The 16,262-nt window shown below is 46.3% G+C and carries 13 protein-coding genes and 2 pseudogenes; 2 read left to right on the top strand and 13 right to left on the bottom strand.

The window, feature by feature from the left end; all coding sequences use genetic code 11:
- Positions 1-71: 71 nt before the first annotated feature.
- The 4 genes and pseudogenes from nspC to PaeBR_RS18035 all read right to left on the bottom strand — a co-directional run bounded on the left by nspC (position 72) and on the right by PaeBR_RS18035 (position 5,251).
- A complete protein-coding gene (gene nspC / locus PaeBR_RS18020) occupies positions 72-1,208 on the bottom strand; it encodes a carboxynorspermidine decarboxylase (RefSeq protein WP_410515229.1) in 1,137 nt (378 codons plus the stop codon).
- A 10-nt stretch (positions 1,209-1,218) separates the two neighbouring features.
- Positions 1,219-2,418 carry a saccharopine dehydrogenase family protein gene (locus tag PaeBR_RS18025; protein ID WP_410511902.1) on the bottom strand — a complete coding sequence of 400 codons (1,200 nt, stop codon included), beginning with the start codon at positions 2,416-2,418 and terminating at the stop codon, positions 1,219-1,221.
- A 376-nt stretch (positions 2,419-2,794) separates the two neighbouring features.
- Positions 2,795-3,994 (bottom strand): annotated as a pseudogene (locus PaeBR_RS18030) (alpha-amylase family glycosyl hydrolase); the annotation flags it as partial.
- Between the two features lie 145 nt (positions 3,995-4,139).
- Positions 4,140-5,251: pseudogene (locus tag PaeBR_RS18035) on the bottom strand (RNA-guided endonuclease TnpB family protein).
- 254 nt (positions 5,252-5,505) lie between these two features.
- Between PaeBR_RS18035 and PaeBR_RS18040 the strand changes: the two are divergent.
- Positions 5,506-6,303, top strand: coding sequence for a LacI family DNA-binding transcriptional regulator (locus PaeBR_RS18040; RefSeq protein ID WP_410515230.1), 798 nt, complete (start codon positions 5,506-5,508; stop codon positions 6,301-6,303).
- A gap of 209 nt (positions 6,304-6,512) precedes the next feature.
- Here PaeBR_RS18040 and PaeBR_RS18045 read toward each other — a convergent pair whose 3' ends face one another.
- The 6 genes from PaeBR_RS18045 to PaeBR_RS18070 form a co-directional block, all read right to left on the bottom strand.
- Positions 6,513-8,303, bottom strand: coding sequence for a methyl-accepting chemotaxis protein (locus PaeBR_RS18045; RefSeq protein ID WP_410511903.1), 1,791 nt, complete (start codon positions 8,301-8,303; stop codon positions 6,513-6,515).
- A gap of 242 nt (positions 8,304-8,545) precedes the next feature.
- Complete coding sequence (locus tag PaeBR_RS18050; protein ID WP_410511904.1) at positions 8,546-8,797, bottom strand: hypothetical protein; 252 nt, start codon at positions 8,795-8,797, stop codon at positions 8,546-8,548.
- A gap of 1 nt (position 8,798) precedes the next feature.
- Positions 8,799-9,284 (bottom strand): competence protein ComJ, encoded by a 486-nt coding sequence (comJ, locus tag PaeBR_RS18055; RefSeq protein WP_410511905.1) that lies wholly within the window; start codon positions 9,282-9,284, stop codon positions 8,799-8,801.
- 39 nt (positions 9,285-9,323) lie between these two features.
- Entirely contained in the window at positions 9,324-10,628 is a 1,305-nt protein-coding gene (locus PaeBR_RS18060) for an APC family permease (RefSeq protein WP_410511906.1), read from the bottom strand.
- Positions 10,629-11,024: 396 nt separating this feature from the next.
- Positions 11,025-11,984: an NAD(P)H-dependent flavin oxidoreductase gene (locus PaeBR_RS18065; protein WP_410511907.1), complete on the bottom strand. Its 960-nt coding sequence runs from the start codon at positions 11,982-11,984 to the stop codon at positions 11,025-11,027.
- Between the two features lie 144 nt (positions 11,985-12,128).
- Positions 12,129-13,253, bottom strand: a complete 1,125-nt coding sequence (locus PaeBR_RS18070; protein WP_410511908.1) for a DUF116 domain-containing protein — start codon at positions 13,251-13,253, stop codon at positions 12,129-12,131.
- A 195-nt stretch (positions 13,254-13,448) separates the two neighbouring features.
- Here PaeBR_RS18070 and PaeBR_RS18075 point away from each other — a divergent pair, with 195 nt between their 5' ends.
- Positions 13,449-13,877: a VOC family protein gene (locus tag PaeBR_RS18075; protein WP_410511909.1), complete on the top strand. Its 429-nt coding sequence runs from the start codon at positions 13,449-13,451 to the stop codon at positions 13,875-13,877.
- Positions 13,878-13,976: 99 nt separating this feature from the next.
- Here PaeBR_RS18075 and PaeBR_RS18080 read toward each other — a convergent pair whose 3' ends face one another.
- The 3 genes from PaeBR_RS18080 to PaeBR_RS18090 are packed head-to-tail and all read right to left on the bottom strand — an operon-like array spanning position 13,977 to position 16,111.
- Positions 13,977-14,909, bottom strand: coding sequence for a 1-phosphofructokinase family hexose kinase (locus PaeBR_RS18080; RefSeq protein ID WP_410511910.1), 933 nt, complete (start codon positions 14,907-14,909; stop codon positions 13,977-13,979).
- A gap of 25 nt (positions 14,910-14,934) precedes the next feature.
- Positions 14,935-15,396: a hypothetical protein gene (locus PaeBR_RS18085; RefSeq protein ID WP_410511911.1), complete on the bottom strand. Its 462-nt coding sequence runs from the start codon at positions 15,394-15,396 to the stop codon at positions 14,935-14,937.
- A gap of 25 nt (positions 15,397-15,421) precedes the next feature.
- On the bottom strand, positions 15,422-16,111 hold the full coding sequence (locus PaeBR_RS18090; RefSeq protein WP_410511912.1) for a hypothetical protein: 690 nt from the start codon (positions 16,109-16,111) through the stop codon (positions 15,422-15,424).
- Positions 16,112-16,262: the final 151 nt, after the last annotated feature.

Genomic DNA, 16,262 nt, shown 5'->3' on the forward strand with positions numbered 1-16,262 from the left:
CGGAGCGCCCTCACAGCACACCACCCATCAAAAAAAGGTGCCCCTGCAGTTAAGGGACACCTTTTCATATTTTAAGACAATCGACCGCTGAAATCCTTATATTCGAATTCACGGATGACCTTAATGCCCTCTTCCTCGTTGTACGAAGCAATGGCGGGCAGGTTCACACCGTTGAACATATGATTTTTTACCATGGTATAGTGCCCCATATCCAGGAATACGAGCTTGTCGCCGTACTTCAAGGGCTCCTTGAAGGAATAATCCCCGATGACGTCACCTGCCAGGCAGGTCATGCCGCCGAGTCTGTACGTATGTGCATATTCACCCGGTTGTCCAGCTCCGATAATGCCCGGGCGGTATGGCATCGCCAATACGTCCGGCATATGGCATTCCGCTGAAGTATCCAAAATAGCGATATCCATACCATTATGCATAGTGTCCAGGACGGTCGCCACCAGATAACCAGTGTTGAGGGCAATCGCCTCTCCAGGCTCCAGGTAAATCTGGACATCGTATTTCTCTTTCATATGCAGAATGCAGCGGATCAGCGTCTCCAGATCATAATCGGGACGTGTAATATGATGTCCGCCACCGAAATTAAGCCATTTCATGCCATGCAGGTACTGACCGAATTTCTCTTCCACGACTTTAAGCGTACGCTCCAGTGTATCCGAGTTCTGTTCGCACATCGTATGGAAATGCAAGCCATCAATGCCTTCCAGCTCTTCGGGCCGGAAATTCGGCAGCGTTACGCCCATTCTGGAGTAGTTGTAGCAAGGGTCATACAGCGGCACTTCAATCTCGGAATATTCCGGATTGACACGGATACCGCAGCTAATGGATTTGGGAGCATTCTGCACCCGTTCCTTGAACCGGTTCCACTGGCCGAACGAGTTGAACACAATGTGATCGCTGTATTTCAGCAGCTCGTCAAATTCCCGGTCAACGTAGGCGGGCGCGTACACGTGCACCTCTTTGCCCATTTCTTCGTAGCCCAGTCTGGCTTCGAACAAGGAGCTGGAGGTAACGCCGTGCAGATATTTGCCGACCAGCGAGTACATGGAGTGCATGGAGAAGCCTTTTTGAGCCAGCAGAATCTTCGCTCCGGTACGCTCCTGCACGTAGTTCAGGGTCTCAAGGTTCTTGGTAAGCAGGCGCTCATCGATAAGATAAGCGGGCGATGGCAATGAGCTGATATCAATATCCATAGTCAAAGCCTTAGTCCAGCAGCGTTGGCGAGAAATCTTCCTGCCAAGGCAGCCCCTGTTTGTTCAATTCGTCCATGAACGGATCCGGGTTAAACTCTTCAACGTTATATACGCCCGGTTTTTTCCAGATACCTTTGATAATGAGCATGGCGCCGATCATTGCAGGAACCCCTGTTGTATAGGAAATAGCCTGTGAGCCCACTTCCGCGTAGCATTCTTCATGCACGCATACGTTATAGACATAGTAAGTTTTAGGCTTGCCGTCTTTAGTTCCCTGGATGATGCAGCCGATGTTGGTTTTACCTTTGGTTCTTGGTCCCAGGGATGCAGGGTCCGGCAAAATCGCCTTCAGGAATTGCAGAGGAATAATCTCCTTGCCTTCATACATAATAGGTTCAATGGAGGTCATGCCTACATTTTCAAGCACTTTCAAGTGAGTCAGATAGTTCTGGGAGAACGTCATCCAGAATCTGATTTTCTTCACGCCCTTGATGTTCTTAGCTAAGGATTCCAATTCTTCATGGTACAAAAGATAGATATCCTTCGGACCGATCTCCGGAAGGTCATATACTTTTTTCTCGGAAAGAGGCGCCGTTTCAATCCACTCGCCATTTTCGAAATAACGGCCATTTGCTGTAATCTCACGAATATTGATTTCAGGATTAAAGTTGGTAGCAAAAGGGTAACCGTGATCGCCCGCGTTCGCATCCACAATATCAATCGTGTGAATTTCATCAAAATAATGCTTTTGGGCATATGCGGTGAACACACCGGTCACCCCAGGGTCAAAGCCGCTTCCCAGAAGCGCCGTAATGCCCGCTTTTTCAAATCTTTCCTTATAAGCCCACTGCCAAGAGTACTCAAACTTAGCTGTATCCTGTGGCTCGTAATTGGCTGTATCCACATAATGCACTCCGGTTGCCAGGCAAGCGTCCATAATAGTCAGGTCCTGATATGGGAGAGCTACATTAATAACAACATCCGGCTGGAAGCTCTTGATCAGTGCAATGACTTCATCCGTATTATCAGCATCAAGCTGAGCCGTTTGAATCTTTGTACGGCCTCCGTCCAATTTATCTTTCAGAGCGTCGCATTTGGCGACCGTTCTGCTTGCAATACAAATCTCTTCGAACACATCCGGGTTCTGGCAACACTTATGAACGACAACACTAGAAACTCCGCCAGCACCAATAATTAAAGCTTTTCCCAAAATTCAAAACCCCCTAATTTCCGTTTGCAAAAAATCAACAAGGCTGATTATACATAATATGCTCCAATAAATCAATAAAAAGCGACAAAAAATGATATCTTTTGTGTAAAATCTTAGATTATCCTTATTGATACTCTAAAATGCATGAAAATACACTAAAATGCTTCATTTTCCTCCGATTTTTCTTAGCCAGCGGCACACTTCTGCATGAACTATTATACGCTTTATTTATTACCCTAATGAAAATAACTTAATCTTAACGCAAAAAATACGGCCCCCCCTGAATGTCAGGAATGACCGTATCGTATGTTTAAACTTGCAACTGTGCGGGTGATGGCACACTGACGACCGTCTCTTCTCCCGCGGGCGCGGATATCAATAGATAGACTCTGGATTCGTAAGGTCTTAGAGCTACAGTCTCAATAGGCTCCGCAGGATCGGTAACGTAGTTATTGAGCAGCAGTTCGCTGGTGACAAACTCAAGTTCTGCCGGGAGATCAAATAATGACTCTTTGGCGGAAAGGTTGGACATCACGAGCAGCTTTTCATTACCAAGCGTACGTGTATACGCATAAATATTCTCGTCCTCAGGAAGGATCAGGTCATAGGTTCCATAAACGACAACCGGATTTCCCGCCCGGAGGGCGATAAGCTTCTTATAATGATGATATATCGAATCCGGGTCCTGTTGAGCACGCTCTACGTTGATTTCGCTATAGTTCGGATTAACTTTCATCCACGGTTTCCCGCTGCTGAAACCTGCATTCTCCGAATCATCCCACTGCATCGGCGTTCTGGAGTTATCGCGTCCGTTCTTCCAGATCACCTGCATAATTTCTTCGTGGCTTTTGCCTGCTTCCTTTTCAATACGATACATATTCTTCATGGCTACATCGTCATAATCGTCCATCGAATCAAACTTCACATTCGTCATGCCGATTTCCTGTCCCTGATAAATAAACGGAGTTCCTTGCATGAGAAAATACATCGTGGCGAGCGACTTGGCGGACTCCTTCCAGTACACGTCATCATCACCCCAAGTAGAGATCGAACGCGGCTGGTCGTGGTTCTCTATAAACAGCGCATTCCAGCCTTTGCCCTCCAGTCCCTTTTGCCAGCGGGAAAGAGCGGATTTCAGTTCGATAACATCAAGCCCGCCGGTAATGCTTTTGTTCCAAAGCGATAAATGCTCGAACTGGAATATCATATCGAATTTGCCCTGTTCCTCGCCAACCCACAGCTCTGCCTGGTCGACTTTGACCCCGCTGGCTTCGCCAACGGTCATAATATCGTAACGGTCGAAGGTTTCCTGCTTAAGCTCCTGCAGAAATTCGTGGATGCCTTCCCGGTTCATATGGCCGTCTGTGGAAGGCACGTATTTCAGGCTCAGCGGATTCGGCATGTCCGGGAAACCCGATACCTTTTTGATATGGGAAATAGCATCTACACGGAAGCCGTCAATGCCTTTATCAAGCCACCAATTGACCATCCCGTACAATTCCTGGCGCACCTCGGGATTTTCCCAGTTTAGATCCGGCTGTCTCTTGGAGAAGACATGCGTCAATGACTCCCGACTAAAGTCGCGAGCTTGTAACGACCCAATAGTCCAATCGGCGGTAGACGCCTCCTATCTTTTTTCGCATGGTGCACGCGTGGTGTTGCATCTGTAAGCCAAGGCTTACGCGGGAAGATTGACAGCTCCCCAGCGGCGAAAGCGCTGCTTACGCCGCTTCTTCAGCGATGTACTGGATTCCAAGGCGCTGAAGATTCATGCCGCCAATGCGGTCATCGTTCGATTGATAACGGCAATTTTGGCAGCAAAACACATGTTTCTTTTTATTGCGATTTTCTTTGGCCGTATGCCCGCACATCGGACACATTTGCGAGGTGTACTTAGGATCGACGGCAATCACTTTAGCCCCCCGCAACTGGGCTTTGTACGTGATCATCTGGCGAAGCTGATAAAAGGCCCACGATACCGTTTGATAGCGCTGGTGGATATGCACACGCTCAGTCGCCTGGCGGACGCCTGTTAACTCTTCAAGTACAAACAGCGTGTTTTTGCCGTAAGAATCGACGAGTGCCTTTGATACCGAATGATTAACATCCGACATCCAACGGTTTTCTCGTTGACCGATTTGTTTGAGGCGTCGGCGCGCAGAAGGCGTTTGTTTTTGCTGAAGCTGTTTACGCAGCGCTTTAAAATGAGCACGTTTGTGCTTGGCTTTGCGGCCGTTAAAAAATAATGTTTTTCTTTTCGAATCAAACGTTGTGGCTAAAAAGTTCACTCCTAAATCGACACCGACGACTTCGCGAATGGCGGAAAGTTCCGCTTCCTGAGCCTCTTTAGTCATCGGAATATGCAAAAAGAATTTGCCGTGTTTGTAAACGAGCTTCGCGGTGCCAAACGACCATTTCCCGCGAAAGTAGTGTTCCATACCCTTCGTTTCAAACGGCACTTTGATCCGTCCTTCCAACGTATTGACGGAAAATAACCCTTTTACCAGCGAATAATCGCGGTTCCAGACCAGGTCATACTCAGGACGTTTAAACTTGACACGTGTCCAAGGATGCCCGTTGCTTTGATTGTTTTGTAGCGGGCGATGACGGTTTTCATCACCGATTGGGCCATTTGCGATTTGAGTTCCCAATCTTGACGGAGCACTTCGTAGGTCAGGCGGTGCAGCACAGGCTGCTGAAGCAGATGCGTCAAAAAGACCGTTTCTGACACCGCATTACATCCTGCGCGGTATGCCGAAAAGGTTCGCAACAATTTCTGTTGTTGCTCTTCGGTGAGAATGATTTTAAGTTTTGCAGTTACTGTGAGCTGCATGATTTGCCTCCTTTCTTTACTAAGAATAGTATACTCTTATTTTTCAGTTAAAAAATAAGAGCCTAAGAAAAAAATAGCGTTCTCCTCCCATGACTAAAGTCACGGGTCTTCGATCGCTTAAGATGATGAATAATCTCTGCTTGGAAAGTTCTGGTGATTGACTTGAAAATAACCATCAAAGATATAGCAAAAATGGCGGATGTGTTATCGGAGGAGAAAGCGCAAGGAATAATTCCAATCTCCTGGGCATCGTTATTCCTCACAACAGCAATACTATTCTGGATGACTTCAGTATGGGTATTCGGCGCATAGCAGAGCTGTACGGATATGATATCGTGGTAGGGCTTACAGACGGGACTATCGAGAGTGAACTGCATAATTTGAACCTGCTCCATCAAATGGGGGTCCAAGGAAGCTTGTTTGTCGGTTCTGTACTGTCTAAAGAGCATGTGGAGGTCATCAGTAAATCCGGGACTCCATGCGTGCTTGCCGGACAGCATTCACAGATCTCCTCTATCCCCTCCGTTCATTTGGATAATATTACGGCTTCCTATGAAGCCGTTACTTATCTGATTCAGAAAGGGCATCGCCGCATCGGAATGATTCGTGCCTCGGGGGACAGTGCTGTTGGGGGTGAGCGTTATAGGGGATACCGGCAAGCCCTTGAAGACTCCGGTATCAACCTTCAGGAGGAATGGGTTACGGAAAGTGGTTTTACAGTGGAAAATGGCATGAATGCGATGCGCAGAATGATGGATAGCAACTCGCAGCCAACCGCAGTATTCTGTTCTACAGACTGGATGGCCGTGGGAGCAATAAATTATTTAATCGACAACGGTTTGCGGGTGCCGGAGGATGTAGCTGTCTTCGGCTTTGATAACAGCTTCATGGCTGCTATCGTGCGCCCTATGCTCTCGTCGGTTGAATACTCCGGAACCGAGATTGGCATGACCGCCACCCGCCATTTAATCAAGCTGATCAAGGGTGAAACGGTAACACCCCATCACACAAACGTCGCGCATTATTTAAAGATCCGGGAGAGTACGGGGTAACTATAGCCTGCTTTGAGCGGTCGCTCCGCGAACGGAACGTTGCTGCAATCGCTGTTGTGCCCACCCAAGGCGAACGCTGACGCTTTTCCGCAATCGTTCCGTCCTCTCCGCCAGTTTCAGCGTGAACCCCATAATTGTGCTAAGCACAATAAAAAGGGCCCAACCCCCATCTTTCCGGAGGTTGAACCATAGATTTATTGCCTTTATTCCTAGGCCGTTTTATAGACAGGCTCTGAAAAAGGGGCAGCCTTAGGGACTTCTTCATAATCTGGTTGGGTGTTCCGGCTTTGTTCATCCTCGCCCGGTTCATCCGCTTCAATCTTGAAAACATTGATTTCCCGGAACAAGCTCTGCGAAAGCTCGTTAATTTCTGCGGCCTGCCGGGCAATGTCGTGGATGGCTTTGTCCTGCTGCATACTGGAGGCGTTAACCTCCTGAACCCCCGCTGCCGTCTCTTCAGCAATGGAAGCAACGGATTGAACGGACTCGGCAAGTCTGGAATTCATGGTCTTGGCCACATCCACCTTGTCATGAATTTGACCGATCTGCTTGCTGATCTCCGCATTGGATTGATCAATAGCTTTGAAAGACGAAAGAGTTTCCGCTACCTGACGCTCCTGATCCTCCAGATTTTTTCTGGTCTCCAGCATTGATTTCTGAAAATCTGCCATACCTTCCTGCAATTCATTGATGATCTTGCTAATATGAACCGATGACTCTTTCGTCTGCTCGGACAAGTGTCTCACTTCATCAGCAATGACGCCAAAACCTTTCCCGTAGGTTCCTGCCCGTGCCGCTTCAATGGCTGCATTCAGGGACAAGATATTGGTTTGCGTTGAGATTTCGGTTATGGAATTGGTAATTCTGGAGATATCCCTGGATTGTGCCGTCAACTTCTTCATTGCCTCATAAACCTTGCCTACCGATTCACGGGAATGTTCAGATACCTCCTGAAGTGCGTTAACAGCCGCAGAACCTTGCAGGGTATTGTCATTGGCTTGTTTGCTCGTCCGCAGCATGACTCCGGTATATTCCGTAATCTCGTTAATCTCCCTTTCCAATTCCTGAATCAGGCATGCACTTTCCTCAGATTCCCCGGCCTGCCGGTCCGCCCCAACAGATATTTCCTGTATGGTCCTTACAATATCCTGATTGGTATTCGCAGTAATGGATGAGGATTCTTGAAAAGAATTCGCATAAACCGCGAGCGACGAGCCAACAGCCTTTGTTTGCATTAGCATATCCCGCACCCGCACCACCATATGGTCAAAATGATGGCTCAGTGTGCCTAACTCATCGTTATAGGGTGAATGGATCTGCTGCCGCAGATCGCCCTCGGAAATTTCACGCAAAGCCGCCTGCAATTTATTGACAGGAGTAAGGAAGGATCGAATGAGCACCCATGCAATACCAAAAGTAATCATAAATACAAGCCCGGCTGCATAAGCAGCTGCGGAGGCTGTGTTGTCTAATAAAATAAACGAATGATCCTGCGCAAGCTGTGCGTTCTCCGCTGCCGCTGCATATAATTTCCCGTTGGTCTCCAGCATGGCTTCACTCATCGCCAGCGCCTTCATATGTAAGTCGTCGATTTGTTCCAGAACGGTCATGGGGTCCAAATTTTCGTCTCCCATCGTCTTGACCAGTTCGTCAACATAACCCGTATATTCCCTGACCTGATTTTGGAATAGCTGCAGCTCCATATATGCAGGAGAGCTTTTTTCAAATTGCACCTTGGCAAGCTCGCCAGCAAGCGTCTTTTGCTTAGCCTTGAAGGGTTCAACGAACTCCAGGTCACTGGAATCGACAAGAGAGGTCTCCACACCGCTCATTTCTTGCAGCAGTTGGGTAATGGTTGAGACTGTAATTCTTTTTTCCATCTCTGTTTTTTGCGCTTCCATTGAAGCTTCTACCCGTTTAATTTGATGACTCTGGTAAATGGCCACTCCCAGAAATATGAGCGTAACCGCAGAAAAGCTTAAAATCAGCTTCCATTTCATAGAAAGGTGCAAAAAGCTTCTCTTCAAAAATATCATCCTCCATGTCATGCATTAAAATGAGATAGGTACTTTCTACCAATACTTTGATTATATAAGCCTGATATTAATTACTCTGCACGGTTTTGTAAGAGAGACGTAAATAAATAAGCAAACCGGCGAATAACACCTGCACAAGATGCTAAAAAAGAGCCGCAGAGAACGATGCCAAACTCTCGTTCTCCCGGCTCTTAATGTGCTGTGTTTTAAATTGACTTCTTTCGAGCCTTTAGTATTATCTTTGCAAATAATAACAAAATAAAAATAGCGAGAAAGAGAGTAGTTCCCAATGCTCCAAACACTTGCAATCCTGAATTAGTCATATCATTCTGTTCCATTGAATTTCCGTAGATCCAACCGCCAAATGAAATAACAGCAAGCAAAATTGACAACGTGATTGCTTTGTTGAGCATGGAATAAACCACCTTTTTGAATAGTTTTTCACCTTCCATTTTCAACTTACCGGTAACCCTCCACCAACGGTTGCTCCGCTTCGCCGCCCCATTCGTCCTCCAGCAGGAACCTTGCGACAACCCATTCTTCCGTTCGAACAAAGGTCAGCTTATAGTAAACCTCTTGATCCTCGCATATTTCAAAATACAACGCATACCTGCCTTTTTCCAGCGGGAGTTCGATTCTAAAGCCTTTAGCAACCGACAGAAGCTCCAGCTTATCCGGCTCCAATACGTCAAAAGGAACAACCATCCGCCGCTCTGCAAGGTCATCTTCCTGAAACTGATCACTTAAACTGAGCTTTACCACAGCCCCGAACGCTTCCTCTTCGATAGGATCAAACGTGATGTAACCGGGGTGGATAATGGCTCCCTGAGCAATATTAATATTGCCCCACTGGCAAAAGTCCTCGTTGAAATCGCGGGAACGCACCTGAATCTGATGGTCAGATATGGCCAAATTGATTTCTTGGGTAACTGGCTGCTTGTCCATGTTGAGCTGCTCCTTCCCGACATCACTCCGGTGTGCTGACTATAGTCTTTTTTTATTCATATAATAATAGATCGGAAGTCCGGCGAGTGTAATGCCAATGCCGACAAACGACCGGACCGGATCGCTGATGATGGTGCTGACCAGAATATACAGTCCGCCCACGACGCCGATGATCGGAGTGATGGGATAAAGCGGAACTCTGTACCGGCCTTTTTCCGCCGGCATCTTTTTTCTCAAAATAAACACGCCGAATACGCCCATGGTGAAGAAAATCCACAATACGAAAACAAGCAAATCGGTCAATGTATTAAAGGTTCCCGAGAAAATATATACGACTGCCAACAAGCTTTGGAAAATCAGGGCGTTTGCGGGTGTCTGGAACTTGGGATGGATTTTTTTCAACGTTTGTGAAAAAGGAATTTGGCCTTTCTCGCCCATCGCCTGCGGAACCCGGGCCGCTGTCATTAAATATCCGTTGAGCGCGCCCAGAACAGAAATAATAATTCCTGCAGTAATAAAGGCGCCTCCGCCATTGCCGAAAAGAGCCTCCGCTGCATCCGCGCCTGGAGTTTTGGAAGAAATAATATCCTCATACGGCAGTGCATGGAAAATCGCTACATTAAATAAAACGTAAACGATAATGACAAACAAGACACCAATAGAGATTACCTTAGGCAGCGTCTTGGCCGGATTCTTCATTTCTCCCGCCATATTGGTCACCCCGATCCAGCCGTCATACGCCCAAAGCGTACCCAGAATCGCTACGCCAAAGCCTGCTCCGGACACCGGAGAATGAATCCCGCTAAAGCCGGGTGCCAAATCCGAGAGAAGGCCGAAAGCGACAATCCCTACAACCGGGATGAGCTTTCCAACGGTGGCTATGGTCTGAATGATGCCCCCACATTTGGTCGAAATGGCATTCATGATTAAAATAAAAGCCAATATCGCTACGGCAAGCAGCTTTTGCTGCAAATCGTTCATAGGAATAAAAAAACCGGAATATGTGGCAAAAGCAATGGCCAGCGCCGCAACCGAGGCCGGGTAAGAGATAACGGCTTGAACCCAGCCTAATAAATACCCGTAAACGCCCCCGTATAATTCCCCAAGGTAGGTATAGAGTCCGCCTGATTTAGGGATGGCAGCTGCAATTTCCGCTACCGATAGCGCAGAAGCGAGTGTAATGACGCCTCCGACTACCCAAGCCAGTATACTCATAGTAGGTGTACCGGCATTGCTGAGTACGATCCCCGGCTTCAGAAAGATTCCCGACCCGATAATCATCCCCACGACGATAGCCAACGCTTCAATAAAAGTAATAGATTTTTTGAGAGAGCTGTTTTGCATGTTAGTAGAAATCCTTCCTGTGTATAAGAGTAGTTATGCAGTCATGCGTTAAAGCACTGCATAATTATAAATATTATCCTGCCTATTTACAATCTAATTGTGAAAAAAGTAACAATTATATAAACCGAACTACAGAATTGAATGATGAGAAGGTGAGAGTAGCGAAGGGGAATTTTGGAACTGTAGGAGCGATAGCGACCGCCTTTGTCTCCGGATTTCATCCGCGAACAGCGGTACAATCCCAGAAATTCTTACGACAACAGCGGCCGGAAGTCCAAACATTCACCGTAGTTACGGGTAGAACACCCTGTAGCATAAGTATAAATCTTTAATTCAATTTATATGACAAAAAACGCTTGGAAATCCAAGCGCTTGAGTTAACAATCATGAATTTAATTATGCGTTTACAGCGCCATGATATTCCATCATGATATTGTCGATAATTTGCTGTACCGACAGAATCTCTTTAATCTCATGGACTCTGGACCCCGCAAATACCAGCCCGTTCCGGACATCCCCTCTGAGAGAAGTAAGCAGGGACTCCATGGTGCAGAAGCGGTGTGAGCATACTTTAAGACAATCATAGCATTTGGCTATTTTCACTTTGGCATCATCGCTGATCCGGTCAGTAAATTCATTTCGGATCGCTCTTCCATCCAGACCCACCGTCGACTTGATCAAAACGGTATCGCCTTCCCCGGCTTCGACGTATTTTTGTTTAAAGGCCAGGGGGGCATCACATTCATCACTCGCCACAAAACGGGTACCCATTTGCACACCGGATGCGCCTATCCGCAAGGCTTTTGCCACATCTTCCCCTGTCAGAATACCACCTGCGGCAATAACCGGAATAGAAACGGCTTCGACCACTTCTGGAAGAATATCGAACATGGATCTTTCTGTACCCAGATGGCCACCGGCTTCGAATCCCTCCACAACAATAGCGGAAGCACCCAATCTCTCGGAGATTCTGGCTAATTTGGCGGATGAAACAATGGACACCACAGGGATGCCAAATTCTTTTCCCCAAGCATAAATATCTCTGGAGATTCCGGCACCGGAAATAATGAAATCCACCTTTTCTTCCAGTGCGGTCTTCATCTTCTCGGCAAAATCCTTCATTGCAAATAACACGTTGACGCCGATATATCCAATCCCTTTGGAGAGCTCTCTTGCTCTGCGGATATGCATTCTCAGTTCCTCTGTAGTAATGCCCGTACCGGAAATCGTACCGATTCCGCCTGCATTTGCTACCGCCGCGGCTAGACCGCTCAAGGAAATACCTACACCCATGCCCCCTTGAATAACAGGAACCTTTGATTTAATGTGCCCGAATTGTAATTTAGGAAGATTCAATTACGCACCTCTTTCACTAGTTATGGATCTTATGATAGAACTCCAAGGGAGTAATAACCTTAAAGGTACCACAATTTAAAGAGTGTCGATGTGATTGAACGCATGCTCTCTTGAGGTATATATTCCCTGATAATACTCCTTTTATCAAAAAAACTTCTTTAGTCTGTTTAGATCGACATCCGTAACGATCCCGGTCTTATGCCAATGTTTCAGACAGCCTGAATAATTCAGCAGCACACATTGCGGTTCATAGCCGAGCTCCCTGGCTTTGTAGCCTCCGGAAATAAGGTTTAGAATGCAGGCGATTCCTATAATTCCGACCTCGCCTTTCTTTATGTGCTGTTGACCAAAAGCGGTGGATGCATGCGGTATAATCAATACTTTAAAATGATGTTCTTTTCCAAGTGCCGTTATTGTATTGACTTGACAATCCTTTGAACAGCCCTTGCATACGTAGCCGTCCTCCGTTTGGACCGCTCTGCATTTATCGTCAGACTTCAGTTTCATACATACGGGTAACAGAACTCTTTTTTCTTTGGTTTGTGCGAATGCCTCTTTAAAGGACCTATTCATAATCTCCGCGCCAACCATATTCAAATGATATTCAACCCGTTCCCGGGTACAGAAAATCATGTTTTCCTTCCATTTCAGCCTTTGCCGGTTATTTTCAATATAAGGATCTACATTAAGAGTGTAGCCGCCCAATGCGTCTTGACTTCTTTTTTCAAACCAGCTTCCCAATTGTACAGCTTCTGAAATGATATGCTTGCTCTCTCTTGGCTGCTTATTCTTTATAAAATCCCGCCAGATTGCGATTCTTTTACTTTCTTGATCAAACTCGCCGGAAGCCTGCAGCCATTCGATTAATTTCCCAAGCTGATCTAAATGCTTCCGGATAACCGCCTTTGTGCTCTTTGCCAAAAGGGTTGTGCCAAGTACCCCTCTCAGCAAGTCAATCTGGCCTTTTATTCGCTTGTTCTTTTCCCTCATTTGATATAGACGGTAGAGCAGCCTGCCGCCATGGCTATTTAAAGCGGCTGCCTTTGGACTATAAACTCTCCACAAGACACCAATCATTAGAAACTCCAGCACATATACCATGGGTTCCACCGGCTCTATACCCTTTTGTACAACATATCGGCTAAAATCTTCTATGATTTCTTTTTTATTCGCTTTATCTAATACCTCGTCGGTAAACCGTGATACATCGTTATAATAATTGTCCGTTACAGTATTCTTTCCATATAATGAGTACGTTACGGCCTCCATAGTCCCGATCTCACCCCCGTGTAATCTTCTTAAACCTTATCACCCGGATAACCTTTTTGACTATGATCTTGAACAGTGAAAAAGACGGACTACGCAATTCCTCGTTATTTTGCTTTTATGCAAGCAAATGGTACAATCTCACCATAAGTCATTTCTTAGGTGATTTATAATTTAAACGACTGGGGAGTGTAGCAAATGGCTGTCGATGTGTATCTTAATTTTAATGGGAATTGTCGTGAAGCAGTGGAGTTTTACGCAGAGGTTTTTGAAACCGAAGAGCCAAAAATTATGACCTTTGGCGATCAACCGCCTAATCCGAATTTCGTTGTTCCCGAAGCGGCAAAAGATTTAGTCATGCACTCCCAGCTTCACATTAAGGGCACCACCATTATGTTTTCAGATGTGTTTCCGGGGATGCCTTTTGTTGCAGGAAATAACATCAGCCTGGTGGTCGTCAGTAAGGACATAGAAGAAATTAAATCTTTATTTAATAAGCTGAAAGTAGGCGGAACCGTAGGAATGGAGCTGCAAGAAACCTTCTGGAGCAAATGTTACGGCATGTTGACCGACAAGCTGGGAATCGGATGGCAATTAAACTATGAGAGCGGAGACATGGGAATGTAGCTTTATAGCATAACAATAGAAGGATACAGAACTTTTCTGCTGAAGAAAAGAATCTGTATCCTTTTTACTGGTCAAGTCACGACAGCGTAGGTTTTACGCTTAACTGTGATTGTTTCCCATGCTCTTAAACAATCTTTCGGTATCTTCCCGTTTACATAGTTCTCTCTCCGGATTCATCACAGCCGCAGCTCCGGCGGCGATCCCGAATTGGACCGATTCTCGCAAGGATCTGCCTTGCTCCAAGCTATAAACAACTCCGGCCACCAGACTGTCGCCTGCGCCTACAACACTTATCACGGAAACTTCGGGAGCCTGGATATGCTCGGTACCGTCTTTTGTAATCAATAGCGCCCCTTTTCCGCCTAACGAAACAACAACCACTTCGGTTCGCCCTTCTTCAATAAGCTGGAGTGCGGCCGCCTTTAGTTCCTCATCATTGGCAATTACTTTGCCGCTTAATTCTTCAAGCTCACGTGCATTGGGCTTTAAAAGGAATACGCCGGCATCGGCTGCAAGCTGAAGGGCTTCCCCTGACGTGTCAACAATCACCCGGGCATTCCACTTCTTGGCAACCGCAACCACCTTTGCATAAAAATCTAACGGACATCCCGGCGGCAGGCTTCCGCTTGCGACGATATAGGTAGGGTCAACGGTTAGTGCTTTTAATTGCTCAATACAACTTTCCCAGTCACTCTCGATAAAATGCGGACCCGGCATATCAAATCTGAATTGCTGTCCGGTCGATTCCTCCAAAACGATCAAGTTCTCCCGCGTCTGTCCTTCAATCGGAATGGGATGATGGCTTACGCCTTCTTTTTCAAGCATCTGGTGAAGCAGTTCCCCGTGTAATCCCCCCGAAGTATATAAAGCTAAAGATTCTCCTCCCAATCGGTGGACCGCCCGGGAAACATTAACCCCTCCGCCACCCGGCTTGTAAGAAGCTTCACGACACCGCAGCTTATGGTCCGGGACCACTTGATGAATGCTTGTACTTGCATCAACACTGGGATTGACCGTCAAAGTTACAATCATTGCCTACCACTCCATTCCATTTGTATTATTTCCACACCGCAGGATTTCCACACCGCAGCATATTTTTTCTATATTTTAAATCATCTTCGGTTTCAATCCATTCGATACAATTCCTGAACCGTTCCGCGAGACCCTCTATCAGCATTGCTTTCTGCTGCTTGCCCGCCAAACCAACCTTCCATAGAGATTGTATACAATGTCTTGCAGTAACGAACCGTTTGTCCTTTGTCAGCTTCAATACATCAGAAAAGTCACTTAACATCCTGCCCTCAGGATCGCTCTTGGCTAAATTACACAGAAGCTGTGCCGCGATGGCCCGCCGATGGTTATCCGGGTGGGTTAGATCATCCTTCAGGCTATCCCATACATCATAGGCCCAATCCACTTTTTCATTGGTTATCGACTGAATGTAGAGAAAAGCTTGGTAACGTAAATCCCGATCCTGTGATCTCAGGTTGGTGATATAAACTTCAATGTCCCTATCCATACCGGATACCCCCCTGCTTCAAAAGTTAAAGCCGACGGAAAGCCCGTAATAACAGTAAATTGTTAATAATAACTTCTGCCTTCCACCAGTTCTCGCTGACAGCAAATTCTTTATCATAAGAACCCCAGCCCCAAGTGATGTCCCATACCCCGGCTTCATTTCTACGTGTCAAAAGGTAGGCAAGTTCTTGATCAAGAAGTACTTTATTCTGTTCATAGACGGGAGTGTCCGGCGACTTGATAAATACCGAAGGTCTGCAGCTGTAGCCATTCCATTCCTGTGAATCGCGTGTGATCAGTTGATTGATTTGCCGGTTGGCTGCTTCCTGCATTTTTGAAAAAGCAAATAGATTCTGTACATTCGCTTGTTCAATAAGATCTGCCATAGTAACGAAACACTTAAGCGGATGCATTTCAAGATTGGGGTTATGTAAAAATAGATCTGTCAGTTCTTGGGCAATTTCCATACCTTGTTCATAGAGCTTACTGCCTCTATCCGCAAATTTCAGTATAAATCCAGCTATAATGGCAGTCGGATTAAACTCTGAGCGGCTGCTGCTTGAAGAATCTGTGTGCCACCAGGGGGCGTGAGGATAATCATTATTTGAAGACACCGTGTTCTTCCACCGGCCCTCTTCATAATCAGCGCCACTGGCCAGATACCCCAGAATACCCTGAACTATGGGATGATGATTGTCGCTAAAATGAATTTCCATCTTGCCAGGTCCAATGGGCGTGCATTACGGTATATCCAACCTCTGATCGCCATAAAATCCGCTTGTGATAAATTCATTTCGTTCCCCCTCCGTCAATGAAAATAGGCTTTACCGCAATTAAAACATAAAACAAGCGAGTAAAAAAGATCTT

Source organism: Paenibacillus sp. BR2-3, from assembly GCF_046529485.1.
Lineage (GTDB): Bacteria > Bacillota > Bacilli > Paenibacillales > Paenibacillaceae > Paenibacillus_AQ.